Origin of the sequence: Streptomyces sp. Da 82-17, assembly GCF_046098215.1 — a bacterium.
GTDB lineage: Bacteria > Actinomycetota > Actinomycetes > Streptomycetales > Streptomycetaceae > Streptomyces.
In genome coordinates, this window is record NZ_JBJURH010000003.1 from 96,543 (window position 1) to 122,696 (window position 26,154).

22 protein-coding genes are annotated in these 26,154 nt (G+C 72.0%); 6 read left to right on the plus strand and 16 right to left on the minus strand.

The window, feature by feature from the left end; genetic code table 11:
• Positions 1–81: 81 nt before the first annotated feature.
• Positions 82–768, minus strand: a complete 687-nt coding sequence (gene rpe, locus ACIDOF_RS05865) for a ribulose-phosphate 3-epimerase (RefSeq protein ID WP_409004608.1) — start codon at positions 766–768, stop codon at positions 82–84.
• 164 nt (positions 769–932) lie between these two features.
• Here rpe and ACIDOF_RS05870 point away from each other — a divergent pair, with 164 nt between their 5' ends.
• Positions 933–1,256, plus strand: a complete 324-nt coding sequence (locus tag ACIDOF_RS05870) for a hypothetical protein (protein ID WP_409004610.1) — start codon at positions 933–935, stop codon at positions 1,254–1,256.
• Between the two features lie 5 nt (positions 1,257–1,261).
• Here ACIDOF_RS05870 and ACIDOF_RS05875 read toward each other — a convergent pair whose 3' ends face one another.
• Together ACIDOF_RS05875 and fmt are read right to left on the minus strand one after the other, a co-directional pair.
• A complete protein-coding gene (locus tag ACIDOF_RS05875) occupies positions 1,262–2,701 on the minus strand; it encodes an RsmB/NOP family class I SAM-dependent RNA methyltransferase (RefSeq protein ID WP_409004611.1) in 1,440 nt (479 codons plus the stop codon).
• 108 nt (positions 2,702–2,809) lie between these two features.
• Positions 2,810–3,742 carry a methionyl-tRNA formyltransferase gene (fmt, locus tag ACIDOF_RS05880; protein WP_409004612.1) on the minus strand — a complete coding sequence of 311 codons (933 nt, stop codon included), beginning with the start codon at positions 3,740–3,742 and terminating at the stop codon, positions 2,810–2,812.
• Positions 3,743–4,002: 260 nt separating this feature from the next.
• Here fmt and ACIDOF_RS05885 point away from each other — a divergent pair, with 260 nt between their 5' ends.
• Entirely contained in the window at positions 4,003–4,557 is a 555-nt protein-coding gene (locus ACIDOF_RS05885) for a hypothetical protein (RefSeq protein WP_409004613.1), read from the plus strand.
• 203 nt (positions 4,558–4,760) lie between these two features.
• On the opposite strand, the gene ACIDOF_RS05890 is transcribed toward ACIDOF_RS05885, so the two are convergent.
• Positions 4,761–6,917: a primosomal protein N' gene (locus ACIDOF_RS05890; protein ID WP_409004615.1), complete on the minus strand. Its 2,157-nt coding sequence runs from the start codon at positions 6,915–6,917 to the stop codon at positions 4,761–4,763.
• Between the two features lie 303 nt (positions 6,918–7,220).
• On the opposite strand from ACIDOF_RS05890, the gene ACIDOF_RS05895 reads away from it, so the two are divergent.
• The 4 genes from ACIDOF_RS05895 to ACIDOF_RS05910 all read left to right on the plus strand — a co-directional run bounded on the left by ACIDOF_RS05895 (position 7,221) and on the right by ACIDOF_RS05910 (position 12,410).
• Positions 7,221–8,510 carry a helix-turn-helix domain-containing protein gene (locus ACIDOF_RS05895; RefSeq protein WP_409004616.1) on the plus strand — a complete coding sequence of 430 codons (1,290 nt, stop codon included), beginning with the start codon at positions 7,221–7,223 and terminating at the stop codon, positions 8,508–8,510.
• Positions 8,511–8,599: 89 nt separating this feature from the next.
• A complete protein-coding gene (locus tag ACIDOF_RS05900) occupies positions 8,600–9,277 on the plus strand; it encodes a toll/interleukin-1 receptor domain-containing protein (protein WP_409004617.1) in 678 nt (225 codons plus the stop codon).
• Complete coding sequence (locus ACIDOF_RS05905; protein WP_409004618.1) at positions 9,274–11,199, plus strand: hypothetical protein; 1,926 nt, start codon at positions 9,274–9,276, stop codon at positions 11,197–11,199. The genes ACIDOF_RS05900 and ACIDOF_RS05905 overlap by 4 nt, the downstream gene beginning before the upstream one ends.
• A 47-nt stretch (positions 11,200–11,246) precedes the next feature.
• Positions 11,247–12,410, plus strand: coding sequence for a hypothetical protein (locus ACIDOF_RS05910; RefSeq protein WP_409004619.1), 1,164 nt, complete (start codon positions 11,247–11,249; stop codon positions 12,408–12,410).
• 90 nt (positions 12,411–12,500) lie between these two features.
• Here the strand turns inward: ACIDOF_RS05910 and metK are convergent, their stop codons facing one another.
• The 12 genes from metK to ACIDOF_RS05970 all read right to left on the minus strand — a co-directional run bounded on the left by metK (position 12,501) and on the right by ACIDOF_RS05970 (position 26,139).
• Positions 12,501–13,709 carry a methionine adenosyltransferase gene (gene metK, locus ACIDOF_RS05915; RefSeq protein ID WP_409004621.1) on the minus strand — a complete coding sequence of 403 codons (1,209 nt, stop codon included), beginning with the start codon at positions 13,707–13,709 and terminating at the stop codon, positions 12,501–12,503.
• A gap of 252 nt (positions 13,710–13,961) precedes the next feature.
• Positions 13,962–15,164: a bifunctional phosphopantothenoylcysteine decarboxylase/phosphopantothenate--cysteine ligase CoaBC gene (gene coaBC, locus ACIDOF_RS05920; RefSeq protein WP_409004622.1), complete on the minus strand. Its 1,203-nt coding sequence runs from the start codon at positions 15,162–15,164 to the stop codon at positions 13,962–13,964.
• Positions 15,165–15,256: 92 nt separating this feature from the next.
• The gene (gene rpoZ, locus ACIDOF_RS05925; protein WP_005319902.1) at positions 15,257–15,529 is read right to left on the minus strand and encodes a DNA-directed RNA polymerase subunit omega; all 273 of its coding nucleotides are present in this window, start codon (positions 15,527–15,529) and stop codon (positions 15,257–15,259) included.
• Between the two features lie 42 nt (positions 15,530–15,571).
• Positions 15,572–16,165 carry a guanylate kinase gene (gene gmk / locus ACIDOF_RS05930; protein ID WP_409004623.1) on the minus strand — a complete coding sequence of 198 codons (594 nt, stop codon included), beginning with the start codon at positions 16,163–16,165 and terminating at the stop codon, positions 15,572–15,574.
• Positions 16,166–16,203: 38 nt separating this feature from the next.
• Positions 16,204–16,527: an integration host factor gene (locus tag ACIDOF_RS05935; RefSeq protein ID WP_031515413.1), complete on the minus strand. Its 324-nt coding sequence runs from the start codon at positions 16,525–16,527 to the stop codon at positions 16,204–16,206.
• A gap of 309 nt (positions 16,528–16,836) precedes the next feature.
• Entirely contained in the window at positions 16,837–17,676 is an 840-nt protein-coding gene (pyrF, locus tag ACIDOF_RS05940) for an orotidine-5'-phosphate decarboxylase (protein WP_409004624.1), read from the minus strand.
• Positions 17,673–18,776: a quinone-dependent dihydroorotate dehydrogenase gene (locus tag ACIDOF_RS05945; protein WP_409004625.1), complete on the minus strand. Its 1,104-nt coding sequence runs from the start codon at positions 18,774–18,776 to the stop codon at positions 17,673–17,675. Before ACIDOF_RS05945 ends, pyrF begins: the two co-directional genes overlap by 4 nt.
• Before the next feature lie 81 nt (positions 18,777–18,857).
• Positions 18,858–22,166 carry a carbamoyl-phosphate synthase large subunit gene (carB, locus tag ACIDOF_RS05950; protein ID WP_409004626.1) on the minus strand — a complete coding sequence of 1,103 codons (3,309 nt, stop codon included), beginning with the start codon at positions 22,164–22,166 and terminating at the stop codon, positions 18,858–18,860.
• Positions 22,159–23,298, minus strand: a complete 1,140-nt coding sequence (carA, locus tag ACIDOF_RS05955) for a glutamine-hydrolyzing carbamoyl-phosphate synthase small subunit (protein ID WP_409004628.1) — start codon at positions 23,296–23,298, stop codon at positions 22,159–22,161. Before carA ends, carB begins: the two co-directional genes overlap by 8 nt.
• Positions 23,295–23,867 carry a hypothetical protein gene (locus ACIDOF_RS05960; RefSeq protein ID WP_409004629.1) on the minus strand — a complete coding sequence of 191 codons (573 nt, stop codon included), beginning with the start codon at positions 23,865–23,867 and terminating at the stop codon, positions 23,295–23,297. The genes carA and ACIDOF_RS05960 overlap by 4 nt, the downstream gene beginning before the upstream one ends.
• On the minus strand, positions 23,864–25,150 hold the full coding sequence (locus ACIDOF_RS05965) for a dihydroorotase (protein ID WP_409004630.1): 1,287 nt from the start codon (positions 25,148–25,150) through the stop codon (positions 23,864–23,866). Before ACIDOF_RS05965 ends, ACIDOF_RS05960 begins: the two co-directional genes overlap by 4 nt.
• Positions 25,151–25,152: 2 nt before the next feature.
• The gene (locus ACIDOF_RS05970) at positions 25,153–26,139 is read right to left on the minus strand and encodes an aspartate carbamoyltransferase catalytic subunit (protein ID WP_409004632.1); all 987 of its coding nucleotides are present in this window, start codon (positions 26,137–26,139) and stop codon (positions 25,153–25,155) included.
• Between the last annotated feature and the right edge of the window lie 15 nt (positions 26,140–26,154).

Consider the following 26,154-nt stretch of genomic DNA (forward strand, 5'->3'; position numbering starts at 1 on the left):
CGGCGACAGTTGATCAGTCCCGCTGGTCGCCGTTCATCTGCCGGTGGCACACACGTCGCCGAGTCCGCCCCCCGTGGTGGTTCAGTGGGCGCAGGCCCAGGCCGCCGCGGCGGTCGCGTCCTCGGCCTTGGCCCGCAGGGCGGCCACGGCTGCCGCCGGGTCGTCCTTGCCGTACACCGCGGAGCCCGCCACGAACACGTCGGCGCCCGCCTCCGCGCACCGCTCGATCGTGGACTCCGCGACGCCGCCGTCGACCTGCAGCCACAGCTCCAGGCCGTGCTTGGAGATCAGCTCACGGGTCCTGCGGATCTTCGGCAGCATGATGTCCAGGAAGGCCTGGCCGCCGAAGCCGGGCTCCACGGTCATGATCAGCAGCATGTCGAGCTCGGGCAGCAGATCCTCGTACGGCTCGATCGGCGTCGCCGGCTTCAGCGCCATCGAGGCCCGCGCGCCCTTGGCCCGGATCTCCCGCGCCAGCCGTACGGGGGCGGCGGCGGCCTCGGCGTGGAAGGTCACCGAGCCGGCGCCCGCCTCCACGTACTGCGGGGCCCAGCGGTCCGGGTCCTCGATCATCAGATGGCAGTCGAGCGGCGTGCTCGTCGCCTTGCTCAGCGACTCCACGATGGGCACGCCCAGCGTCAGATTCGGCACGAAGTGGTTGTCCATCACGTCGACGTGGAGCCAGTCGGCGCCGCGCACGGCCTCGGCCTCGTCGGCGAGCCGCGCGAAGTCCGCGGACAGGATGCTGGGATTGATCTGAACTGCCATGCCCCAAGCCTGCCATGCCGGAGCGGGGTTGCTGTCGGTGTACCGTGCACCGGCCCTCCTCCGCAGGCCGCCGACGGGGCAGTTGGGGCCTTCCTTGTAGGGTCGCTGCGGGCCGCAGCGCCGTAGGGCGCCGGCCCCGGTTCCGTCGAAGAGGTGGTGTGCGGATGCTGGGCATCCTGGTCGTGGTCGTGCTGTTCACTCTGGCCCTGGTGGGGGCCGGCGTCGTCGGGGCGATCGCCCTGCGCAACCGCAGGCAGGCGGCCCCGCCGGCCGTCCAGCCGGGCTGGGCCCCGGGCCCGCAGCCCGGCGGGCAGCAGCCGCCGTACCAGCAGCCGTACCCCGGGATGCCCGGCGGGCAGCAGCAGCCGATGCCGCCGCAGGGCGGGGGTGCGCCGATGCCGCCGCAGGGGCAGCCCGGCCGGCCGCAGCACCCCGGCGGGCCTGCGCCGTACGGGCAGCCGCAGGGGCCGAACCCGTACGGGCAGTAGCGGCGTCAGGCCGTGCGGCGCAGCAGGGCGAGGTACATCGCGTCCGTGCCGTGCAGGTGCGGCCAGAGCTGGATGTCGGGGCCGTCGCCGAGGGCGGGGACGTCGGGCAACAGCGGGCGGGCGTCGACGAGTTCGGCGCCGCCGTGCCGCTTGAGGACGTCGTCGACCACGGCGCGGGTCTCCGCGAGGTGCGGCGAGCAGGTCGCGTAGCCGACGACGCCGCCGACACGTACCGCCTTCAACGCCTCCTGGAGCAGGGCGCGTTGGAGTGGCGCGAAGCCGTCCAGGTCCTCGGGCCGGCGGCGCCAGCGGGCCTCCGGGCGGCGGCGGAGCGCGCCGAGTCCGGTGCAGGGCACGTCCATCAGGACCCGGTCGAACGAGCCGGGCAGCCACGGCGGCCGCGTACCGTCGGCGGCGATCACCTGGTACGGGCCGGGGTTGCCCGTGAGCGCCCGCTCGACCAGCTGCGCGCGGTGCGGCTGCTTCTCGGAGGCGAGCAGCGTCGCCCCGCGCTGCGAGGCGAGGCCCGCCAGCATCGCGGCCTTGCCGCCGGGCCCGGCGCAGCCGTCGAGCCAGCGCCGGTCGGAGCCTTCGAGGGGCGCGCCCGCGAGCGCGAGCGCCACCAGTTGGCTGCCCTCGTCCTGCACACCGGCCCGCCCCTCGCGCACCGGGTCGATCGCCCCCGGCTCGCCGCCCTCGGTCAGCCGCACCGCGTACGGCGACCAGCGGCCGGGCAGCGCGGAGTCCTCGCCGAGCCCGTCGAGCAGTTCGTCGGCGGTGATCCGGCCGGGGCGGGCGACGAGGGTGACCTCGGGCCGCTCGTTGTCGGCCTCCAGCAGGTCCTCGATCCCGGCCCGCCCGCCGCCGAGCGAGTCCCACAGCGCGGAGACGACCCAGCGCGGGTGCGAGTGCACGACCGCCAAGTGGTCCTCGGGGTCCTCGTCGTACGGCGGAGCGACCCGCTCCAGCCAGCCGTCGAGGTCGTCGGCGGCGATCTTCCGCAGGACGGCGTTGACGAACTTCGCCCGCCCGTCGCCCAGCACGACCCGCGCCAGCTCCACGGTCGCGGACACCGCGGCGTGCGTGGGGATGCGGGTGCCCAGCAACTGGTGCGCGCCCAGGCTCAGTACGTCGAGGACCGGCGGGTCGACCTCACGCAGCGGCCGGTCCACGCAGGCCGCGATGATCGCGTCGTACGTGCCCTGCCGGCGGAGCGTCCCGTACACGAGCTCGGTGGCGAGCGCCGCGTCCCGGCCGTCGAAGTTCTCGGGCCCCTCCTTCTCGCGGGCCTTGCGCAGCAGCGGCGGCAGCACGAGGTTGGCGTACGCGTCCCGCTCGTCCACCGCCCGCAGCGCCTCGAAGGCGAGGATCCGCACGGGGTCCTTCTTGGGCCGCCGGTACGGCTTGGCGGGCTTGCGGGGGCGACGACGCTGCGGCTCGTTCACGTAAAAGGTGCTCCGGGTTCTGGATGAGGTGCGGTTCCAGCGTAATTGACGCCCTGCGCCCCCTCCCGGCCCACTCCCCCACGCCCCCTCGGCCCACTCCCCCTCGGTCTACGCCCCCAGCACCTCGCCCGGCGCGATGCGGACGCCGCGGGCCCAGTCCGCCGCCCGCATCGGCTTCTTGCCCTGCGGCTGCACCCACAGCAGCTCCACGGCGTGCGAGCCCGTCCCCACGTACACGTGCTGCTTCCCCGCGTCGAGGGCGCCCTGCGCCAGGTCCGTGCGGTCGGCGGCGGGCTGCGCGGTGACCAGCTTGAGCCGCTCGCCGCGGAACGTCGTCCACGCGCCCGGCGCCGGCGTGCAGCCGCGCACCACGCGGTCGACGCGCAGCGCGGGCGCCGACCAGTCGATCTCCGCGTCCTCGACCGTGATCTTCGGCGCGAGCGTGATCCCGTCGGCGGGCTGCGGCACGGCCTTGAGGCTGCCGTCCTCGATGCCGTCCATCGTCGCCGCGAGCAGCCCGGCCCCGGCGAACGCGAGCCGGGTGAGGAGGTCGCCGCTGGTGTCGGTGGGCCGGACGGCCTCGGTGACCGTGCCGTACACCGGGCCGGAGTCGAGCCCCTCCTCGATCTGGAACGTGGAGGCGCCGGTGATCTCGTCCCCGGCCATGATCGAGTGCTGCACGGGCGCAGCTCCGCGCCAGGCGGGCAGCAGCGAGAAGTGCAGGTTGACCCAGCCGTGCGCGGGCACGTCGAGCGCGACGCGCGGCAACAGCGCCCCGTACGCGACGACCGGGCAGCAGTCCGGGCCGATCTCCCGCAGCCGCGCGAGGAAGTCCTCGTCACGCGGCTTGCGCGGCTTGAGCACCTCGATCCCGGCCTCCTCGGCGCGCTGCGCGACCGGGCTCGCGACCAGCCGGCGGCCGCGCCCGGCGGGGGCGTCGGGCCGGGTCACGACCGCGGCGACCTCGTGCCGGTCGGAGGCGATCAGGGCGTCCAGGGCGGGAACGGCGACCTCGGGGGTGCCTGCGAAGACCAGCTTCATCGGTGGGCGACTGCCTCTCGGGCGGGGTGGATGTCGAGCAGCGCACCAGTCTATGGGCCGCCCGAGTCCCGCCCCCGGCCTCCGTCGCCGGAGGGGCGTACGTCCGGCCGCGCGCCCCGCGCATATGCGCATACGCCCCCGCAGCGTGACCACATCGGCGGGTGGCGCGTTGGTCAAGAAAGAGTTGACCACTTCGCGTCGATCACACGGGCCGCCCACGCGGCCCGATCCTTTTCAACGCCGGTTCGAGAGGCTTGTTCATGGCCGACCACGCAACCCACGACGCCCAGGCACGGGCCAGCCTGCATCTGCTGGTGCGGGACATCGAACGGGTCCGCAGGCAGGTGGACGCGCTGCGCACCCTCACCGCCCAGTTGGGGAACGTCTACCGTCCGCGCCGGTCCGGACCCTCCACGGGCTTCGTCGTGTACGGACGGGCGCCCGCGCCCACCGTCCGCCTCGCCCAGGAGCTGCGGGACAGCGTCGAGACGCTGGTCACGGCGGCCGTGGACTTCGACCGCTCCCTGGGTTTCTCCTGGGACGCGGTGGGTTCGGCGCTCGGCGTCACCAAGCAGGCGGTGCACCGCAGGTACGGGGCGCGGCGGGCCACCGCCCAGGCCGCGGCCGAGGCGGAGCGCGCGACGGACTCCGCGTCCTCGTCCGCCTCCCCGTCCACCGGCAAGGTCCCGGCGCCGTCGGGCCCGCTGCCGCAGGTGCCCGCGGCCCGTTCGATGCCGACCCAGCCGACCGCGGGCAGCCCCAGCCTGCGCGAGGAGGCCCGCCCCGGCGCCTTCCCCGGCCCCCGCAACGGCTGAGCCCGCGCGATCCCCCGCGCAGCGACGACGCCGACACTGCTGCAAGGGGCTCGCCCTCCCCACGTGCCCCCACCGCCCCCTCCCGCGGTGGGGGCATTCCCCTGCAGGGGCGGGCGAGTTGACGGTACGAGCGGTGCGTACGCGTACGAGCCCCACGGCACGGGTCGTACGGGCAGGCACGCACCCCGCACCTGCACCGCCCCTCACCCGATATCCGGCGGATCCACCCGGATCCGTACCGCCTCCCCCTCGCCACGGCCCGACTTCGCGAGACGGGCCGCCTGGGCGGACTTCAGGGCGGCGGCGAGGGCGGCGCCGCTGCCGGGAGGCACGCGGATCAGGGCGCGTTCCCACTGCTCGCCGGGGGGCGGGCCGCCCGGGCGTCTGGGTCTGCCCGCGTCCGTCACGGGCAGCGGCACCGGCCCCAACACCTCGGCATCCGGCGGGAGTTGAGCCGCCCGCAGGAACTCCTCGACGGCCCCGAACCGCCCCGACACCGCCGCCATCCGCGACACCGGCGGAAAGCCCAGCTCCGCCCGCTCGGCGAGCTCGCGCACCGCGTGCCCGGTCGGATCCCAGCGCACCAGGGCCTGCACCGGCCGCAGCGTCGGCTCGGCCACGACCACGACCGTGCCGCCCACCGTCTGCGGGCGCACCAGCGCGGACGCGCCGAGCCAACGCCGCAGCGCCTCCTCGCCCGCGCGCAGGTCGGGCCGACCGAGCATGGCCCAGCCGTCGAGCAGCAGCGCCGCCGCGTACCCCCCGTCGGCGACCGGTTCCGCGCCCGGCGTCGACACCACCAGGGCGGGCGCGTCCGGCACCGTGTCGAGCACCTGGTCCCGCCCCGAGGTCCGCACCGGCACCGCCGGGAAGGCGCGGCCCAGCTCCTCCGCCGTACGCCGTGCGCCCACGATCTGGGCGCGCAGCCGGAAGCCGCCGCAGGCCGCGCAGTGCCACGCGGTCTCGTCCCGCCCGCACCAGCCGCAGTGCAGCGGCCCGGCGTCCCGCGCCTCCAGCGGGCCCGCGCAGTGCCGGCAGCGCGCGGGCTCGCGGCACCGCTCGCAGGCCAGCCGCGGTACGTACCCCCGCCGGGGGACCTGCACCAGGACCGGGCCGTGCTTCAGGCCCTCGCGGACCGCCTGCCAGGCGAGGCTGGGCAGCCGGGCGGCGCGCGCCGCCTCGTCCCGCGCCAGGTCCCCGTCCCCGACCGTGCGCACCCGTGGCGCCGTGGCCCGCACCTGCTCGCGGTCCGCGGCGAGCGGCAGCGCCCAGCCGCTCTCGACCAGCTGGGCGGCCTCCACCGTGCAGCCCCAACTGCCGAGGAGGAAGCCGCACTTCTCGTGGGCGGCGCGCAGCAGCAAGACGTCCCGGGCGTGCGGCTGCGGGGCGTGCGGCTCGCTGTGGCTGCCGTCCCCGTCGTCCCAGATCGCGACGAGGCCGAGGTCCTGGACGGGCGCGAACATCGCCGCCCGGGTGCCCACGACGGCCCGCACGGATCCACGTCGTACGGCAAGCCACTCGCGGTACCGCTTCTCCGGACCGGCGTCCGCGGTCAGCAACGCGTGCCGGCCCGCGCCGAGGAGTTCGGTCAGCGCGGCATCCACCCGCGCGGCCACCCGCCCGTCCGGCACGACGACCAGGGCGCCGCGCCCCGAGGCCAGCGTGGCCGCGACGGCACGCGCCAGCTCGCCCGCCCAGCCGGGCCCGGGCAGGGCATTCCACACCGCTCGGGGCGCTTCCCCGTCGGCCAGGGCCTGCAGGAAGGCGGGGCCTCTGCCGTACCGCACCCACGTGCCGGGCTCCGGGCGGGGCGGGGGCGGCAGGGGCTCGGGCGAGGGCTTCTGCTCGGCCCTGCCGTTGCGCGGCGGGACGGCGAGCTGCAGCACGTCGGCGAGGCTCCCCGCGTACCGGTCGGCGACCGCCCTGGCCAGGCCGAGCAGCTCGGGGCTCAACACCCGCTCTGGAGAGACCACTTGGGCCAGCGCGGCGAGCGGCCCGGAGTAGTCCGACTCGGCGCGCCGCTCCACGATGAACCCGCTGATCAGCCCGCCGCCCTCGCGCCGCCCCCCGTGCACGCTCCCCCGCCCGGCCCCGAACCTGACCCGCACGCGCACACCGGGCTGCGCGTCGGCGTCCAGCTCCTCCGGCACGGCGTAGTCGAAATACCGGTCGAGGTGCAGCACGCCCTTGTCCACCAGGACCCGCGCGACCGGCAACTCCTTGGCGAGCGCGGCCCCCCGCCAGGTCCGCGGCTTGGCCCGCGGCACCTTCGCCTTGCGCACGCTCTCCCGAATGAGCGCGAGCTGCTCGGGCACCGCGTCCTCCGCGCCACCCTGCCCCGACTCATCCGGCCTGCTCACAGCCTCATACCTATCAGAACCCACTGACACCCGAAGGGGGACGGTGCCTGCCGCGGGACGTGGGAGGCGACCACGGACCAGCGCTCGGCCCGCCATCGCGCAAGCCCGCTCGCTCGGCCAATTCCCTGTCCGTTTCGGCCGCCCGCAGCACGGCGCGCATGGCCGTGGCCGGCGTATCGGATACAGAACTGGAAACGGGAAACTCGGCCGATCTCCTTGTCGGACCGCCGTCGCTCAGCCGACGCTGGCTGCGACGACGGACCGGCTCCACGGGGCTCGGCGGTGTCGGTATCAGGGGGTCATGTGCAGGAGCAACGACGGGTCTTCGGCGCGGAACTGCGCCGTCTGCGGACGGCGGCCGGGCTCACGCTCACGCAGTTCGCCGCGTCGGTGCACTACAGCAAGGGCCAGATCAGCAAGCTCGAGACCGGCCAGAAGCAGCCCACTCCCGAATTCGCCCGCCTCTGCGACGGCGCCCTCGGCGCCGACGGCTCCCTCGCCTCGCTGGTCCCGCCGCCAGGACCACGCGCCCTGCACGATCCGTACGAGGCCCCAGGAGCTGCTATGCGCGGAATTCCCTCAGCCGAGCCGAGCAAGAGCCGGGCACCGACCCGTCGGCAGGTGATGGCGGCGGGGGCGGCCGGCACGCTCGGGGTCGCGGGGATGACGAGCGGGGTCGCCGAGGCCTCGGGCGGCATGGGCGACGGGCTCCTGGAAACCTCGCGGATCCTGTTCGACCAGCATCGCCGCCTGGGCCAACTGTCTCCGCCCGGCGTCGTCGTTCCCGTACTGACCGAACAGGCGCAAGCCCTGCGCAGGCTTGCCGAGCACTGCGGTGAGCGGACCGGAGCCGGCCTGCTCAACTTGTCGGCTCGCTATGCCGAGTTGGCCGGGTGGATGGCGCAGGAGGCCGGTGACGACGCTGCCGCGGTGCGCTTCACGGAGCACGCGGTGCAGGTGGCCGGGGCCGCCGGGGACGGCGACCTCGCGGCGTACGCACTCGTCCGCCGTGCCCTCATCAGCTACTACCGGGCCGACGCCAAGGAGACGATCACGCTCGCAGAGGGCGTGGACAACCGCCGCCTGCCTCCTCGTATCCGCGGCCTGGCCGCCCAGCACCTGGCACAGGGGCACGCTCTGCTGGGCGACCACGACGCGTGCATGCGCCACCTCGACACTTCCCGGGCGCTCCTGGAACAGGACCGTCCGGATCCAGGAGTACCGGTTCTCGGCAGCACCAACCTGCGGGACCCGGTCACGATGATCACCGGCTGGTGCCTGCTGGACCTGGGCCGTCCCCGCCGGGCGGCGGATGTCCTGGACGCCGCCTGTGCGGCCCTGCCGCCACATGCGCTCCGCAATCAGGCACGGTACGGAGTCCGGCGTGCGCTGGCGCATGCGGTCGGCGGCGAGATCGACCACGCCTGCGCCATCGCCCGTCCGCTCCTCCCGGCGGTACGGGCGGTGGACTCGGCGACGATCCGTCTGGATCTGAGGCGTCTGGCGCGTACGCTCACCCGCTTCCGCAAGCATCCGGCCGTCGTGGAGCTCTCGCCGGATCTCACTGCCGCGCTGCATCCGACGGCGGCCTGACCCACCCGCGGATTCCTTCCTCCCCGACCGGGGCTCCGAGCCTGTGACATCGGCGCCCTGCGAACACCCGACAGAAAGGTCGTCTCGGCATGCCCGAAATCTTCGTCAACTACCGTTCCGGGAACAGCGATCACCTGGCCGCGGCTCTCGACGAGGGGCTGAAGCACCGCTTCGGAACGGATGCCGTCTTCCGTGACGGGCGGTCCATCCCGCCGGGCGCCCCCTACCCGGAGGAGCTCATCGGCTCCTTGCGCGCCTGCAAGGTGCTGCTGGTCGCGGTGGGCCCGAACTGGGCGGCCTCGCCCGGCCTGCGCAAGGACTCCGACTGGGTACGCAAGGAGATCCTCGAGGCCCGCCGGATGCTGCTGCACATCGTGCCCGTCCTGGACTCCGCGGCCGGTGAGCGGCTGGACAGGGACGCGCTCCCCGAGGAACTGGCCTGGCTCGCCGACCACCAGGCCCTGCCGTACGCCCCGTACACCTCCGCCACCGACCTGGCCCACATCGGCGACAAACTCCTGGATCTCGTACCCGAGTTGACCGACCTGACGGCCGCCTCGGCACCACCCGCCGAGGCGGCAGGTACGCACAACACGAACAGCGGCACGAACCACGGCACGTTCGTGCAGGCGCGCGACGTCTCCGGCGACATCGGGGGCACGATCATCAAGGGCAACCACGGAGGCCAGTTCCACACCGGCCGAGGCGATCAGCACGTTCACCACCACGACGGACCGGGCCGGTTCACCGGGGGCGCCGCGTCGTGAACGACTCCTTCACCGCTCATATCGGCTCCGAGCACGGCGCCTTCCACACCGGTAGCGGTTCGCAGTACGTCTTCCAGAACATCCAGCAGTCCGTCCGCCAACAACACGTCCAGCCGCTCGCCGACAGCCATCTCAAATGGCTGGCCGCACGCTTCGCGCCTCCGTCCGGTCTCGCCCACGCCAGGCAGATTCTGGACTCCACGGGCACGGTCCTGCTCGAGGGCAAGCCCGGGTACGGGCGCAACGCCGCCGCCCGCATGCTCCTCTACGAGTACCGCGAGCTGCGCGGCAACTTCCGCGAGGTCCTGACCGAGGACGACAGCGGCAACCCGCTGATCGACGCAGGCCAAGCGGGCCAGGTCGACGACGGCGAGGGCCTGTTGCTCGACCTCTCGCAGGCGAGCCAGGATGCCCTGCCGCAGCTCCTGAAACAGCTCTCGGGCTACCACGCCTCGGTCAGCCGCCGCGGCAGTCGGCTGGCGGTGATCCTGCCGCACGCGGACCGCCTCGACCTGCACGGGCCCCTGGGCAGCCACCGCGCCGCGATCGGACGCCCGGACGCCGAGTACGCGCTGCGGCTGATCCTCAAGCAGGACCGGGTCCCCGAGGGTCTGCCCACACCACTGCCGGAACAGGTGCGGAACTTCCTCCACGCAAGCCCGCCGATGCGGGACATCGGCGAGTTCGCCCGGTTGATCTCGGTGGCCCAGCGGGACGACCCCAACGCAGGGGTCGCGGCCTGGTGCGACAGGGCCCTGTCCCCCTTCACGCTGAGCACCGCACGAGTCGCACAGCATGTGATCGGCCTCCAGGGCGGCCGCCCCAGGGCCCTCCTGCTCGCGACCGCCATGCTGGACGGAGCCCGCTCGGACGCCGTGTACGACGCCTGCGAGACCCTCCTCGACACCGTCGAATTCCCTCCGGACGACCGGCCGTTGCTGGAACGCGAGGACCTCTCGGCCCGCTTCTCCCAGATCGAGGCCACGCCCGGCCCGGACAGCAGGGTCACGTTCCGCGAGTTCGGGTACGCACAGGCCGTACGCACCCATTTCTGGAACAACATGCCCGGTCTGCGCCGTGAGTTGGGCACCTGGGTGGGCGAGACCCTGCCCCTGCGCACCCTCTCCGAGGAGGACCGCCTCGGGCTGGCCGACAGGTTCACCGAACAGAGCTTGCGTACCGGTGGCGTCGAGGACCTCATCAGGCACGTGTGCGTCTGGACGGACCAGAAGGGGCCCGAGACCTGGGCCGCTGCGGCGCGCGCCCTCACCGACGGGGCGCTGCACGACGAGGCGGGCCCCCGCGTCCGCAGGGAACTGTACGCATGGGCCACCGCGAGCCGGGAACTGCGGAAGGGCCGCAGCCATGTGCTCCTCGACGTGTGCACCGGCCCCTTCGGCGAGCGCTACCCGGAGCAGGCCCTCGTCCGCCTGCACCACCTGGCCAGAAATCCCGCCGGAGGGAAAGAGGTGGAGGAACAGGTCGCAGCACTGGCCACGCGGAGCCACCACCTCCACCGGTTCATGCTCGCCAGGCTGTCCGAGGGGCTCCAGGCGTACGACCACCCGGCCGACCTCCGCCTCTTCCTCGGCCTCTCCAGGCTCGGTCCGCTGCTCGACGCACGGGACAGGCCACGACCGCTCTTCGACGAACGAACCGTGCGCGAGCACCTCACATCGGGGTGGCGCGCCCTGTACGACCGGGCGTCCCGCGAGGAGCTGAGCCTGCACACCGACCACTGGCTCAGCGCGGCCGACCGAGCGGCCTCGCGCCGCCGCACGCAGCTGCTGGACGTCCTCGTGCAGGCCTGCCGCAAGCGTCCCTGGGCCTGCGGCCTGCTCTACCACGTGGCGCGCCGGCACGCGGTCGCCGACGTCGTCCTCCAGAAGGTCGACGCGATCCAGGGCCTGACCGTCGCCTGAGCCCCACTCCCCGTCCCTTCACCTCACCGCTCTCTCGGGAGTTCCCCATGCATTCCGGGCACAAGACCATGACGGGCTTCGTCGCCGTCATCCTCGCTCTGCTCATCGTGATCGTCGGGCTGTGTGTCGAATGGCCGCTGTGGGCCTGGCCGACCGCCTTCGGCCTGCTGCTCGCAGGCACGGCTGCCGCACTCGCACTCTTCCGCCAGAAACCGCCACTGATCCCTTACGAGCACCAGTACGAGCCGGAAGCTCCGCTGCCGCAGGTGGAGCGCTGGGAGTGCGTGATCAGGAACGTGGCGCTGCCCAGCCGCTCGGAGGACTACGACTTCCTGTTCACGGCCACCGTGCGCTGGATTCCGCAGGACACCTCGGACGACGCCCCCGGCATCAACGCCCGGGGCCTGGCCGTGGACGCCGTACTCGAACGCGCCCGGCGCATCACCCAGCAGGAAGCCCCCCACCGCAGTTCGCTGGTGCAGCATCGGCTCAACGGCGAGCTGGCGACGATGGAGCTGGACGGAAGCCGCCGTGTCGCGGCCATGGCCGAGCAAGTGCAGCTCACCCTCAGCGACGCCGACCGCGAGCGCCTGGAGAAGCTGGCCACGGTCCGCAAGAACGAGGCCGTGTGGGAGCACGAGCGGAAGTGGGAGCAGAGCAAACGCGCCTACCTGGGCGAGGACGTGCTCAAGTCACCGGGCAGCGCGGTCGTGTGGTGGCTCGCGAAGAACGACGAGAAGGTCGACAAGACCGTCTCGGACATCGGACTGCTCGCCGAGCTCTCGGCGGCCGCCAACGACAGCCCCGTTCCCGAGGACTTCCACCGCTTCGTCCCTGGCCTGTCCGTACCCGAGTCACCGACGCCGGCCGAGGAGGCATACGCCCCCTGGCCCTCGGAGGCCGCGCCCGACGACGATTACGGGCCGTGGCCCTCGGAGGCCGCACCCGACGAGGAGCACACCCCGCATCCGCCACGTCCCACGACCGCGGAGGAGTACGCGGACGTGCTGATCCGCCACTGCGGTCTGGGCGAGGACGACCCGCGCCTCACGCTCTACGTGAAGCGCCTCTCGCAGGCTGCCGACGCCGCGGGCCTCCACGACGTGCGGGAGGCGTTGCTCCGGTGGCTGGACCGTCCGCAGGGCGGTTACTTCGCCGACGACACTCCGCCCGAGCCACCGGACGACGACTTCCCGCCGCACGACGACTGACTCCCACCCCACCCAAAGACCCGGCCCCAACCCAAAGACCCGGCTCCCCCAGGAGCCGGGCCTTCGGTGACTGCTGTGGTTCAGCGGGGCCTACAGGCCGACCGCCTTGCGCAGGGCGTCCACGCGGTCCGTCTTCTCCCAGGTGAAGTCCGGGAGTTCGCGGCCGAAGTGGCCGTACGCCGCGGTCTGCGAGTAGATCGGGCGGAGCAGGTCGAGGTCGCGGATGATCGCGGCCGGGCGGAGGTCGAAGACCGTCGAGATGGCCTGCTCGATCTTCTCCACGTCGACCGTGGCGGTGCCGAAGGTCTCGACGAAGAGGCCGACGGGCTCGGCCTTGCCGATCGCGTACGCGACCTGGACCTCGCAGCGGGAGGCGAGGCCCGCGGCGACGACGTTCTTGGCGACCCAGCGCATCGCGTACGCGGCCGAGCGGTCGACCTTGGACGGGTCCTTGCCGGAGAAGGCGCCGCCGCCGTGGCGGGCCATGCCGCCGTACGTGTCGATGATGATCTTGCGGCCGGTGAGGCCGGCGTCGCCCATCGGGCCGCCGATCTCGAAGCGGCCGGTCGGGTTGACCAGCAGGCGGTACCCGTCGGTGTCCAGCTTGATGCCGTCCTCGACGAGCGCCTTCAGCTCGGGCTCCACGACGAACTCGCGGATGTCGGGCGCGAGCAGCGAGTCCAGGTCGATGTCGCTCGCGTGCTGCGAGGAGACGACGACGGTGTCGAGGCGGACGGCCTTCTCGCCGTCGTACTCGATGGTGACCTGGGTCTTTCCGTCCGGGCGGAGGTACGGGATGGTGCCGTTCTTGCGGACCTCGGAGAGGCGCTTGGACAGGCGGTGCGCCAGGTGGATCGGCAGCGGCATCAGCTCGGGGGTCTCGTCCGAGGCGTACCCGAACATCAGGCCCTGGTCGCCGGCGCCCTGCTTGTCCAGCTCGTCCTCGTCGCCCTCGACGCGCTTCTCGTAGGCGGTGTCGACGCCCTGCGCGATGTCGGGCGACTGGGCGCCGATGGAGACCGAGACGCCGCAGGAGGCGCCGTCGAAGCCCTTCTTGGACGAGTCGTAGCCGATCTCGAGGATCTTCTCGCGCACCAGCTGCGCGATCGGCGCGTACGCCTTGGTCGTGACCTCGCCGGCCACGTGCACCAGGCCGGTGGTGATCAACGTCTCCACGGCGACCCGGGACGTCGGGTCCTCGCGCAGAAGCGCGTCGAGAATGGTGTCGCTGATCTGGTCAGCGATCTTGTCGGGGTGACCCTCGGTCACAGACTCCGAGGTGAACAGACGACGGGACACAACGCTCCCTGGGGTTGCAGCGGCTGCTGGCTGATCATTGGCGGACCTGCCGGGAGCTGCGCCCGGCGGTGGTCCGCCACCAGTTTATCGGTCGTCTCCGGCCACCGGACCACGCGTCTCGCTTCGTGGGAGCCCAGTGACCAGCGGCACTGCATTCTGCGGTACGACGATAGGTCTCCACCAGGGGGCCTGTGACCGAATTCCCGCGGTTTGCGGCCCCCGGTCGAGCGAACCTGACATTCTCCTGAACTTTCAGTGGAGGCGCTGGGCGACGAGATCCCAGACCGTGTCCGCGAGGGCCTCCTTCGGCCCGTGCGGTACGTGCGTCTCGCTGCCGTCGGCGCCCAGGACGACGGCCTCGTTCTCCTCGGCGCCGAAGGTCTTCCGCTCGCCGACCTCGTTGACGACGAGCAGGTCGCAGCCCTTGCGCTCCAGCTTGGCGCGCCCGTTGGCGAGGACGTCGTCGGTCTCGGCGGCGAAGCCCACGACGACCTGTCCGGGCCGGGCCCGCTCGGCGGCGATCTCGGCGAGGATGTCCGGATTGCGGACGAGCGCGATCGGCTCGGGCTCCCGGCCGTCCTTCTTCTTGATCTTCCCGGCGGCGTACGTGGCGGGCCGGAAGTCGGCCACGGCGGCGGCCATGACCACGGCGTCGGCGTCCGGCGCGGCCTTGAGCACGGCCTCCCGCAGCTGTACGGCGGTGCCGACGTGCACGACGTCCACCCCGGCCGGGTCGGCGAGCTGGGCGTTGGCGGCGATCAGCGTGACCCGCGCACCCCGGGCGGCCGCGGTGCGGGCGAGGGCGTACCCCTGCTTGCCGGAGGAGCGGTTGCCGAGGTACCGCACGGGGTCGAGGGGTTCCCGCGTGCCGCCGGCGCTGACGACGACGTGGCGGCCGCGCAGGTCGGGCTCGGCGGCGCCGCGGGCCAGCACCCGGCGGCAGACCTCGTAGATCTCGCCGGGTTCGGGGAGGCGGCCCTTGCCGGTGTCGACTCCGGTGAGGCGGCCGACCGCGGGCTCGATGACGACGGCGCCGCGGCGGCGCAGGGTCGCCACGTTCTCCTGGGTGGCCGGGTGCTCCCACATCTCGGTGTGCATGGCGGGCGCGAAGACGACCGGACAGCGGGCGGTGAGGAGTGTGTTGGTGAGCAGGTCGTCGGCGAGGCCGTGGGCCGCCTTGGCGAGCATGTCGGCGGTGGCGGGGGCGACGACCACGAGGTCGGCCTGCTGCCCGATGCGGACGTGCGGGACCTCGTGGACGTCGGACCAGACCTCGGTGGAGACGGGGTTGCCGGAGAGCGCGGACCAGGTGGCGGCGCCGACGAAGTGCAGCGCGGAGTCGGTCGGCACGACCCGTACGTCGTGTCCGGACTCCGTGAGCCGGCGCAGCAGCTCACAGGCCTTGTACGCGGCGATGCCTCCGCTGACCCCCAGGACGACCTTCGGCTTGTCCACTGCCCACTCCCCATTCGCGATGCGGTTCGTACCCATGACACACCACAGGCCCGGCAGTCGCGCTGCCGGGCCTGTGCTGGAAAAACTTCTGCTTACTGAGCCGGGCCCTCGATGGCCTCGGAGGTCAGCAGACCCGCGTTGATCTCACGCAGGGCGATCGAGAGCGGCTTCTCGTGGACGTGGGTGTCCACCAGCGGACCGACGTACTCGAGGAGACCCTCGCCGAGCTGCGAGTAGTACGCGTTGATCTGACGGGCACGCTTGGCCGCGTAGATCACGAGGCTGTACTTCGAGTCGGTGGCCTCGAGGAGCTCGTCGATCGGCGGGTTGATGATGCCCTCGGGCGCGGTGATGGAAGAGGACACGCTCTACCTTCCGAAGAATGGAAAAGATCAGACAACGCCTGATCACACAACGTTCATCAAGGCTAGCAGCTCGCGGGCCACGTCCTTGACGGAGGTATTGACAAGGGTGGTGTCGAACTCCGACTCGGCGGCGAGCTCGACGCGCGCGGCCTCCAGTCGGCGCTCGATGACCTCGGGGGCCTCGGTGCCGCGGCCGGTGAGCCGGCGGACCAGCTCGTCCCAGCTCGGCGGCGCGAGGAAGACCAGCTGGGCCTCGGGCATCGACTCGCGGACCAGGCGGGCGCCCTGCAGGTCGATCTCGAGCAGGACGGGCTCGCCCTTCTCGAGGCGTTCGAGGACGGCGCCCCGCGGAGTGCCGTAGCGGTTGCCCGCGAACTCGGCCCATTCGAGGAGCTCGCCGTTGGCGATCAGCTTGTCCATCTCCTCGTCGGTGACGAAGAAGTACTGGACGCCGTGCTGCTCACCGGGGCGGGGCTTGCGGGTCGTGGCGGACACCGAGAGCCAGACCTCGGGGTGTTCCTTGCGCATATGAGCGACGACCGTGCTCTTGCCGACCCCCGAGGGGCCGGAGAGCACGGTCAGTCGCGGACGTGAATCCGGGGGTACGGGGGTCGCCCCCCGGGATGTTGCAGCCATGCAGCGATTATCCAGGTTCTCAGGAGTGCCTGAGACCGTCAGGCGGCGGTGCCGCCGAACTCGCGCTCCAGGGATGCGATCTGGTTGGAGCCGAGACCCCGCACGCGACGGCTCTCGGAGATGCCGAGGCGCTCCATGATCTGCTTGGCGCGGACCTTGCCCACGCCAGGGAGCGACTCGAGGAGGGCGGAGACCTTCATCTTGCCGATGACGTCGTTCTCCTGGCCCTGCTTGATGACCTCGTGGAGCGAGGCGCCGGAGTGCTTGAGTCGATTCTTGACCTCGGCCCGCTCCCGGCGAGCCGCGGCGGCCTTTTCGAGCGCGGCTGCGCGCTGTTCAGGGGTAAGGGGCGGAAGAGCCACGCCTACGTCACCTCGGTTGTCGAACTGTCGGATACGGACCGGTGAGGAACCTAGTCGCCCCACACCAGGCGAGCAACGAGCAATGCGTTTGCCCACTCGCTCTCGACGGAGACTAGCGGCCAGGACCGCCGGAGTCAGCGAGAACAGCGGAAAAGTCCTGGTCAGCCTCCGCTGAACTATACATTTCCGGCAATTCGCCCCGGAATTGTGACCGGAGACGGCCGGTAGTAGCGCAGAGGGCGGACTCGTGGAGTACGAGCCCGCCCTCAGGTGAAGATCGGCGGCGCTGTCCGACGGCCGCGCGAGCCGTTATCCGACGGCCGCGCGCACCTCGTCCGCGAAGCGGTTCGCCGCGTCGCGCAGGGCGGCGACGTCCGGTCCGTGCTTCAGGACGCCGCGGCTGACGTTCGGAACGACGTTGCGCACGGCCGCGCCGAACACCGACGGCAGGTCGGCGGGCGTCGCCCCCTGCGCCCCGATGCCGGGCGCGAGCAGCGGGCCGTTGATGCCCAGGTCGTACGCGGAGAGGTCGCCGAGGGTCGCGCCGACCACCGCGCCGAAGGAGCCGAGCGGCTCGGCGCCCGCGTTCTCCTCGGCGAGGTGGGCGAGCATCGTCGCGCCGACGTTGCGTCCGTCGGCGCGTACCGCGTGCTGGACCTCGGCGCCCTCCGGGTTGGAGGTGAGGGCGAGCACGAAGAGTCCGGCGCCGTTGTCCCGGGCCAGGTCGACGGCGGGCTTCAGGGAGCCGTAGCCGAGGTACGGGGAGACGGTCAGGGCGTCGGAGAACAGCGGGGAGTCCGCGCGCAGGAAGGTCTCCGCGTACGCGGCCATGGTGGAGCCGATGTCGCCGCGCTTGGCGTCCATGACGACGAGGCCGCCGGCCGCGCGGACGTCGGCGACGGTCTGCTCCAGGACCGCGAAGCCGCGGGAGCCGAAGCGCTCGAAGAACGCGGCCTGCGGTTTGAACACGGCGACGCTCTCGCCGAGGGCCTCGACGACGGTGCGGGAGAACCGCTCCAGTCCGTCGACCGAGTCGGGCAGGCCCCAGGAGTCGAGGAGCGCGGCGTGCGGGTCGATGCCGACGCAGAGCGGGCCGCGCTCGTCCATGGCGCGGCGCAGCCGGGCGCCGAAGGGGTCGAGAACCGTCATGCGTGGGCCTTCCTCACGTCGGCGCCGACCGCGTCGGCGAGGGTGGCGTACGGGCTGGTGTTGAGGCGGGCGGCGAGGCCTTTGTGCATGGCGCGCATCCAGAACGGGCCCTCGTAGATGAAGGCGCTGTAGCCCTGGACGAGGGTGGCGCCGGCGAGGATGCGCTGCCAGGCGTCCTCGGCGTTCTCGATGCCGCCGACGCCGACGAGCGTGATCCGGTCGCCGACGCGCGCGTAGAGGCGGCGCAGGACTTCGAGGGAGCGCTCCTTCAGCGGGGCGCCGGAGAGTCCGCCGGTCTCCTGCACGAGGGCGGGGTCGGAGGCGAGGCCCTCGCGCCCGATGGTGGTGTTGGTGGCGATGATGCCGTCGAGGCCGAGCTCCACGGCGAGGTCGGCGACGGCGTCGACGTCCTCGTCCGCGAGGTCCGGGGCGATCTTGACGAGCAGCGGGACGCGGCGGCCGGTGACCGTGCGGTCGGCGGCTTCGCGTACGGCCGTGAGGAGCGGGCGCAGGGACTCGGTGGCCTGGAGGTTGCGCAGGCCGGGGGTGTTGGGCGAGGAGACGTTGACGACGAGGTAGTCGGCGTGCCGGGCGAGGCGCTCGGTGGACTTCACGTAGTCCGCGGCGGCCTCCGCCTCGGGGACGACCTTGGTCTTGCCGATGTTGACGCCGACGACCGGCTTGAAGACCGGCACGCGCGCGTGGAGGCGGTTTGCGACGGCGGCCGAGCCGTCGTTGTTGAAGCCCATGCGGTTGATGAGCGCGCGGTCCTGGACGAGGCGGAAGAGCCGCTTCTTGGGGTTGCCGGGCTGCGGTTCGCCGGTGACGGTGCCGATCTCGACGTGGTCGAAGCCGAGCATCGCCATGCCGTCGATCGCGACGGCGTTCTTGTCGAAGCCGGCGGCGAGGCCGAAGGGCCCGTGCATGCGCAGGCCGAGGGCCTCGGTGCGCAGCTCCTTGAAGCGGGGCGCGAGCGCGGCGGCGACGAAGGTGCGCAGCACCGGGACGCGGGCGGCCAGGCGGATCCAGCGGAAGGCCAGGTGGTGGGCCTGCTCGGGGTCCATCCGCTTGAAGACGAGGTTGAAGAAGAACTTGTACATGGAGGTGTCCTGGGTGTCCTCGTGAAGCTGGTGAGCTCACGAAGAGGGGGACACCGTTTCCGGTGTCCCCCTCCGCGCGGGCTAGTCGCGGGCCGCGGTCAGGTGTTCGGCGTGTTCCTGCAGCGAACGCACGCCCACGTCACCGTGGTTGAGGGCGTCGATGCCCTGGACGGCGGCGGCGAGCGCCTGCACCGTCGTCAGGCACGGCACGCTGCGGGCCACGGCCGCCGTACGGATGTCGTAGCCGTCGAGACGGCCGCCGGTGCCGTACGGGGTGTTGACGATGAGGTCGACCTCGCCCTCGTGGATGAGCTGGACGATGGTCTTCTCGCCGTTCGGGCCCTCGCCCTCGGACTGCTTGCGGACGATGGTGGCGTTGATGCCGTTGCGCTTGAGCACCTCCGCCGTGCCCGATGTGGCGAGCAACTCGAAGCCGTGGGCGACGAGTTCACGCGCCGGGAAGATCATCGAGCGCTTGTCGCGGTTGGCGACGGAGATGAACGCGCGGCCCTTGGTCGGCAGCGGCCCGTACGCACCGGCCTGCGACTTGGCGTACGCCGTGCCGAAGACCGAGTCGATGCCCATGACCTCGCCGGTGGAGCGCATCTCCGGGCCGAGGACGGTGTCGACGCCGCGGCCGTGGATGTCGCGGAAGCGGGACCACGGCATGACGGCCTCCTTGACGGAGATCGGCGCGTCCATGGGGAGCGTGCCGCCGTCGCCCTCGGCCGGGAGCAGTCCCTCGGCGCGCAGTTCGGCGATGGTGGCGCCGAGCGAGATGCGCGCGGCGGCCTTGGCGAGCGGCACCGCGGTCGCCTTCGAGGTGAAGGGGACGGTGCGGGAGGCACGCGGGTTGGCTTCGAGGACGTACAGGATGTCGCCGGCCATCGCGAACTGGATGTTGATGAGTCCGCGGACGCCGACGCCCTTGGCGATGCCTTCGGTCGAGGCCCGCAGGCGCTTGATGTCGAAGCCGCCGAGGGTGATCGGGGGCAGCGCGCACGCCGAGTCGCCGGAGTGGATGCCGGCCTCCTCGATGTGCTCCATGACGCCGCCGAGGTAGAGCTCCTCGCCGTCGTACAGGGCGTCCACATCGATCTCGATGGCGTCGTCGAGGAACTTGTCGACGAGGACCGGCCGCGAGGGGCTGATCTCGGTCGACTCCTCGATGTACGCGGAGAGGCGGGCCTCGTCGTACACGATCTCCATGCCGCGGCCGCCGAGGACGTACGACGGGCGGACCAGGACCGGGTAGCCGATCTCGTCGGCGATGGTCTTGGCCTCGGCGAACGTGGTGGCCGTGCCGTGCTTCGGGGCCGGGAGGCCGGCCTCGGCGAGGACCCGGCCGAAGGCGCCGCGGTCCTCGGCGGCGTGGATGGCCTCGGGCGAGGTGCCGACGACCGGGACGCCGTTGTCCTTCAGGGCCTGCGAGAGGCCGAGCGGGGTCTGGCCGCCGAGCTGCACGACGACACCGGCGATCGGGCCCGCAAGGGACTCGGCGTGCACGATCTCCAGGACGTCCTCGAGCGTGAGGGGCTCGAAGTAGAGGCGGTCGGACGTGTCGTAGTCCGTCGAGACCGTCTCCGGGTTGCAGTTGACCATCACGGTCTCGTAGCCCGCGTCGCTGAGCGCGAAGGAGGCGTGGACGCAGGAGTAGTCGAACTCGATGCCCTGGCCGATGCGGTTCGGGCCGGAGCCGAGGATGATCACGGCGGGCTTCTCGCGCGGGGCGACCTCGGTCTCCTCGTCGTACGAGGAGTAGAAGTACGGGGTCTTGGCGGCGAACTCGGCGGCGCAGGTGTCGACCGTCTTGTAGACCGGGCGGACGCCGAGGGCGTGCCGGACCTCGCGGACGACGTCCTCGCGCAGGCCGCGGATCTCGCCGATCTGGTGGTCGGAGAAGCCGTGCCGCTTGGCCTCGGCGATGAGCTCCTTGGTGAGCTCGGGGGCCTCGGCCAGCTCGTCCGCGACCTCCTTGATCAGGAAGAGCTGGTCGACGAACCAGGGGTCGATCTTCGTGGCGTCGAAGACCTCCTCCGGGGTGGCGCCGGCGCGGATGGCCTCCATGACGAGGTTGATGCGGCCGTCGGTCGGGCGCACGGCCTCGCGGAGCAGCTCGGCCTTGTCGCCGGTCTCGCCGACGAAGGTGAACTGCGAGCCCTTCTTCTCCAGGGAGCGCAGCGCCTTCTGGAAGGCCTCGGTGAAGTTGCGGCCGATGGCCATGGCCTCGCCGACCGACTTCATGGTGGTGGTGAGGGTGGAGTCGGCCTGCGGGAACTTCTCGAACGCGAACCGCGGGGCCTTCACGACCACGTAGTCGAGGGTCGGCTCGAAGGAGGCCGGGGTCTTCTCCGTGATGTCGTTCGGGATCTCGTCCAGCGTGTAGCCGACGGCGAGCTTCGCGGCGATCTTCGCGATCGGGAATCCGGTGGCCTTGGAGGCGAGCGCCGAGGACCGGGAGACGCGCGGGTTCATCTCGATGACGATCACGCGGCCGTCTTCGGGGTTGATCGCGAACTGGATGTTGCAGCCGCCGGTGTCGACGCCGACCTCGCGGATGATCGCGATGCCGACGTCACGCAGCCGCTGGTACTCGCGGTCGGTGAGCGTCATCGCGGGGGCGACGGTGATGGAGTCGCCGGTGTGCACGCCCATCGGGTCGAAGTTCTCGATGGAGCAGACGACCACGACGTTGTCGTTCTTGTCGCGCATCAGCTCCAGCTCGTACTCCTTCCAGCCGAGGATGGACTCCTCCAGGAGCACCTCGGTGGTCGGGGAGAGCGTGAGGCCCTGTCCTGCGATGCGGCGCAGCTCGTCCTCGTCGTGCGCGAAGCCGGAGCCGGCGCCGCCCATGGTGAACGAGGGGCGGACGACGACGGGGTAGCCGCCGAGCTCCTCGACGCCCTTCATGACGTCGTCCATGGAGTGGCAGATGTACGAGCGGGCGGACTCGCCGTGGCCGATCTTCTTGCGGACCTCCTCGACGACCTCCTTGAACAGGTCGCGGTCCTCGCCCTTGTTGATCGCCTCGACGTTGGCGCCGATGAGTTCGACGCCGTACTTGTCCAGGACGCCGGCCTCGTGCATCGAGATCGCGGTGTTGAGCGCGGTCTGGCCGCCGAGGGTCGGCAGCAGCGCGTCGGGGCGCTCCTTGGCGATGATCTTCTCGACGAACTCGGGGGTGATCGGCTCGACGTACGTGGCGTCGGCGATCTCCGGGTCGGTCATGATCGTCGCCGGGTTGGAGTTGACCAGGATGACCCGCAGGCCCTCGGCCTTGAGGATGCGGCAGGCCTGGGTGCCGGAGTAGTCGAACTCGGCGGCCTGGCCGATGACGATCGGGCCGGAGCCGATGACCAGGACGGACTGGATATCGGTGCGCTTAGGCACGCTCGGCCTCCATCAGGGATACGAAGCGGTCGAACAGGTAGGCGGCGTCGTGCGGGCCCGCGGCCGCCTCGGGGTGGTACTGGACGGAGAACGCCGGCTGGTCGAGGAGCTGCAGCCCCTCCACCACCTGGTCGTTCAGGCAGACGTGGGACACCTCGGCGCGGCCGTAGGGCGTCTCGCTGACCTTGTCGAGGGGCGCGTCGACGGCGAAGCCGTGGTTGTGCGCGGTGACCTCGACCTTGCCGGTGGTGCGGTCCTGCACCGGCTGGTTGATGCCGCGGTGGCCGTACTTCAGCTTGTACGTGCCGAAGCCGAGGGCGCGGCCCAGGATCTGGTTGCCGAAGCAGATGCCGAAGAGCGGGGTCTTCCGCTTCAGGACTTCCTGCATCACGGAGACCGGGTGGTCGGCGGTGGCCGGGTCGCCCGGGCCGTTGGAGAAGAACACGCCGTCGGGGTTCACGGCGTACACGTCCTCGGCGGTGGCCGTGGCGGGCAGCACGTGCACCTCGATGCCGCGCTCGGCCATGCGGTGCGGGGTCATGCCCTTGATGCCGAGGTCGACCGCGGCGACGGTGAACTTCTTGGTGCCGATCGCGGGGACGACGTACGCCTCCTTGGTGGCCACCTGGGCGGACAGGTCGGCGCCCTTCATCTCGGCGGCCTGGCGGACCTCGGCGAGCATGGTGCCCTCGTCGGGCAGCGCGTTGCCGGAGAAGATGCCGACGCGCATCGCGCCGCGCTCGCGCAGGTGCCGGGTGAGGGCGCGGGTGTCGACGCCGGAGATGCCGACGACGCCCTGGTTGCGCAGCTCCTCGTCGAGGGAGCGCTGCGCCCGCCAGTTGGAGTGCACACGGGCGGGGTCGCGGACCACGTACCCGGAGACCCAGATGCGGCCGGACTCGGGGTCCTCGTCGTTGACGCCGGTGTTGCCGACGTGCGGGGCGGTCATCACGACGACCTGGCGGTGGTACGACGGGTCGGTCAGGGTCTCCTGGTAGCCCGTCATGCCGGTGGAGAACACGGCCTCGCCGAAGGTCTCCCCCACGGCCCCGTAGGCGCGGCCGCGGAAGATGCGGCCGTCCTCCAGGACGAGTACGGCGGGAGTCTTTACTCCCCGGGTGGAGGTCGTCATCGTGCGGCGCCTTCCGTGCTGGTTTCGGTGGTGTTCATGGAGTTGATGGCCTCGACCCAGGCCGTGTGCTCGGCGGCGTGGTCCGAGCGGAACCCGGAGTCGAGCAGCTTGTCGCCGTGCGCCCAGGTCACGACGAGCAGGCCGCCCTCGGCCAGGACCTTGCCGGCGATGCCCTTGTCGAGGCGGGCCTCGCGCAGCTGCGCCGCGGGGACGAAGAAGTCGGCGGCCCCGGGGCGTACGACGCTCAGTCCCGCGTCCGTCAGGGTGAGCTCGACCCGGCTGCGGGTGCCGAGTCCGTGCGCCACGATCCGGTCGAGCCACTGCCCGGCGGTCGTGGAGCCGTGGTACCGGCCGCTCAGCTCAAGTCTGGCCTCGCCGGGCTCGGTCGGCAGCGCGGGCAGCTCGGGCAGGTCGCCCTGGAGCGTGCCGCGCCACTTCCAGCCCTGGCGCATCAGCCAGTAGACGAGCGCCACGAAGAGCGCGAGTCCGACGAGCCAGCCGATGCGTGCGGCCCAGTCCGTCACTTCCGCCGACTTCTGTTCGGCGGCGAAAATCCAAGGTGTGCTCACGCCAGCTTCCCGTCGATGACCGTGGCCCGGCCCCGCAGGAAGGTGTGGGTGACACGACCCGGCAGCTCACGGCCCTCGTACGGGGTGTTGCGGCTGCGGGAGGCGAAGCCCGCGGGGTCCACCGCTCCACGGTATGCCGGATCGACCAGCGTGAGGTTGGCAGGCTCGCCTGCCGAGACGGGCCGGCCGTGGCCCTCCAGGCGGCCGATCCGCGCCGGGTTGACGGACATCCGCTGGGCGACGCCCGCCCAGTCGAGCAGCCCGGTGTCGACCATCGTCTGCTGGACCACGGAGAGCGCGGTCTCCAGGCCGACCATGCCCATGGCGGCGGCGGCCCACTCGCAGTCCTTGTCCTCGCGCGGGTGCGGGGCGTGGTCGGTGGCGACGATGTCGATCGTGCCGTCGGCGAGGGCCTCGCGCAGCGCCATCACGTCGCGCTCGGTGCGCAGCGGCGGGTTGACCTTGTAGACCGGGTTGTACGTGCGCACCATCTCGTCGGTGAGGAGCAGGTGGTGCGGGGTGACCTCGGCGGTGACGTCGATGCCGCGGGACTTGGCCCAGCGGACGATCTCGACGGAGCCGGCGGTCGACAGGTGGCAGATGTGCACGCGGGAGCCGACGTGCTCGGCGAGGAGTACGTCGCGGGCGATGATCGACTCCTCGGCGACCGCCGGCCAGCCGCCGAGGCCGAGCTCGGCGGAGACGGTGCCCTCGTTCATCTGGGCGCCCTCGGTCAGGCGGGGCTCCTGGGCGTGCTGCGCGACGACGCCGTCGAAGGCCTTCACGTACTCCAGGGCGCGGCGCATGATCACCGCGTCGTCGACGCACTTGCCGTCGTCGGAGAAGACCATCACGCCTGCGGCCGACTCGTGCATGGCGCCCAGCTCGGCGAGCTGCTTGCCCTCCAGGCCGACGGTGACGGCGCCGACCGGCTGCACGTCGCAGTAGCCGGACTCGCGGCCGAGCCGCCAGACCTGCTCGACGACGCCGGCGGTGTCGGCGACGGGGAAGGTGTTGGCCATCGCGTGCACGGCCGTCCAGCCACCGCGGGCGGCGGCCTTCGTGCCGGTCAGGACCGTCTCGGAGTCCTCGCGGCCGGGCTCGCGCAGGTGCGTGTGCAGGTCGACGAGGCCCGGCAGGAGCACCTGGCCCTCGGCCTCGATCACCTGGGCGCCCTCGGCGCTGAGGCCGGTGCCGACGGCGGCGATCGTCTCACCGTCGATCAGGACGTCCTGCGCCTCGCCACCGAGGACCTGGGCGCCACGGATCAGGATCTTGCTCATGATTACTTGCTCTCCTCGGTACGGGCGGTGGCGGGGGTTCCGGCGGGTTCGTTGCCGCCGAGCAGCAGGTACAGGACGGCCATCCGGGTGTGCACGCCGTTGGCGACCTGCTCGATGGCGGTGCAGCGGTCGGAGTCGGCGACGTCGGCGGTGATCTCCATGCCGCGGACCATCGGGCCGGGGTGCATCACGATCGCGTGCTCCGGCATCTTCGCCATCCGGTCGCCGTCGAGCCCGTACCGCCGCGAGTACTCGCGCTCGGTCGGGAAGAACGCGGCGTTCATCCGCTCCCGCTGCACCCGCAGCATCATCACGGCGTCGGACTTGGCGAGCACCTGGTCGAGGTCGTACGACACCTCGCAGGGCCAGGTCTCCACGCCGACGGGCAGCAAGGTGGGCGGCGCGACGAGGGTGACCTCGGCGCCGAGGGTGTGCAGCAGGTCGACGTTGGAGCGGGCGACCCGGCTGTGCAGCACGTCCCCGACGATGGTGATCCGCTTGCCGCCGAGGTCCTGGCCGAGCCCGGCGTCGGGGCCGATCAGGCGGCGGCGCATGGTGAACGCGTCGAGCAGCGCCTGCGTGGGGTGCTGGTGGGTGCCGTCCCCGGCGTTGATCACGGCGGCGTCGATCCACCCGGAGGTGGCGAGCCGGTACGGGGCGCCGGACGCGCCGTGCCGGATGACGACGGCGTCCACGCCCATGGCCTCCAGGGTCTGGGCGGTGTCCTTCAGGGACTCGCCCTTGGACACGCTGGAGCCCTTGGCGGCGAAGTTGATGACGTCCGCGGAGAGCCGCTTCTCGGCGGCCTCGAAGGAGATCCGGGTCCGCGTGGAGTCCTCGAAGAAGAGGTTCACGACGGTACGTCCGCGCAGGGCGGGCAGTTTCTTGATCGGCCGGTCCGCGACGCGGGCCATCTCCTCGGCGGTGTCGAGGATCAGGACGGCGTCGTCGCGGGAGAGGTCGGCGGCCGAGATGAGGTGACGCATCATCGGGCAGGCTCCAAA

Bases quoted from the DNA above. Each gene is read 5' to 3' on its own strand.
- ACIDOF_RS05900 (WP_409004617.1), top strand. From the start codon at position 8,600: ATGCCCGAAATCTTCGTCAACTACCGTTCCGGGAACAGCGATCACCTG.
- ACIDOF_RS05945 (WP_409004625.1), bottom strand. From the start codon at position 18,776: ATGTACAAGTTCTTCTTCAACCTCGTCTTCAAGCGGATGGACCCCGAG.
- ACIDOF_RS05965 (WP_409004630.1), bottom strand. From the start codon at position 25,150: ATGAGCAAGATCCTGATCCGTGGCGCCCAGGTCCTCGGTGGCGAGGCG.
- ACIDOF_RS05910 (WP_409004619.1), top strand. From the start codon at position 11,247: ATGCATTCCGGGCACAAGACCATGACGGGCTTCGTCGCCGTCATCCTC.
- rpe (WP_409004608.1), bottom strand. From the start codon at position 768: ATGGCAGTTCAGATCAATCCCAGCATCCTGTCCGCGGACTTCGCGCGG.
- fmt (WP_409004612.1), bottom strand. From the start codon at position 3,742: ATGAAGCTGGTCTTCGCAGGCACCCCCGAGGTCGCCGTTCCCGCCCTG.
- ACIDOF_RS05870 (WP_409004610.1), top strand. From the start codon at position 933: ATGCTGGGCATCCTGGTCGTGGTCGTGCTGTTCACTCTGGCCCTGGTG.
- pyrF (WP_409004624.1), bottom strand. From the start codon at position 17,676: ATGACGGTTCTCGACCCCTTCGGCGCCCGGCTGCGCCGCGCCATGGAC.
- ACIDOF_RS05970 (WP_409004632.1), bottom strand. From the start codon at position 26,139: ATGATGCGTCACCTCATCTCGGCCGCCGACCTCTCCCGCGACGACGCC.
- carA (WP_409004628.1), bottom strand. From the start codon at position 23,298: ATGACGACCTCCACCCGGGGAGTAAAGACTCCCGCCGTACTCGTCCTG.
- ACIDOF_RS05885 (WP_409004613.1), top strand. From the start codon at position 4,003: ATGGCCGACCACGCAACCCACGACGCCCAGGCACGGGCCAGCCTGCAT.
- gmk (WP_409004623.1), bottom strand. From the start codon at position 16,165: ATGGCTGCAACATCCCGGGGGGCGACCCCCGTACCCCCGGATTCACGT.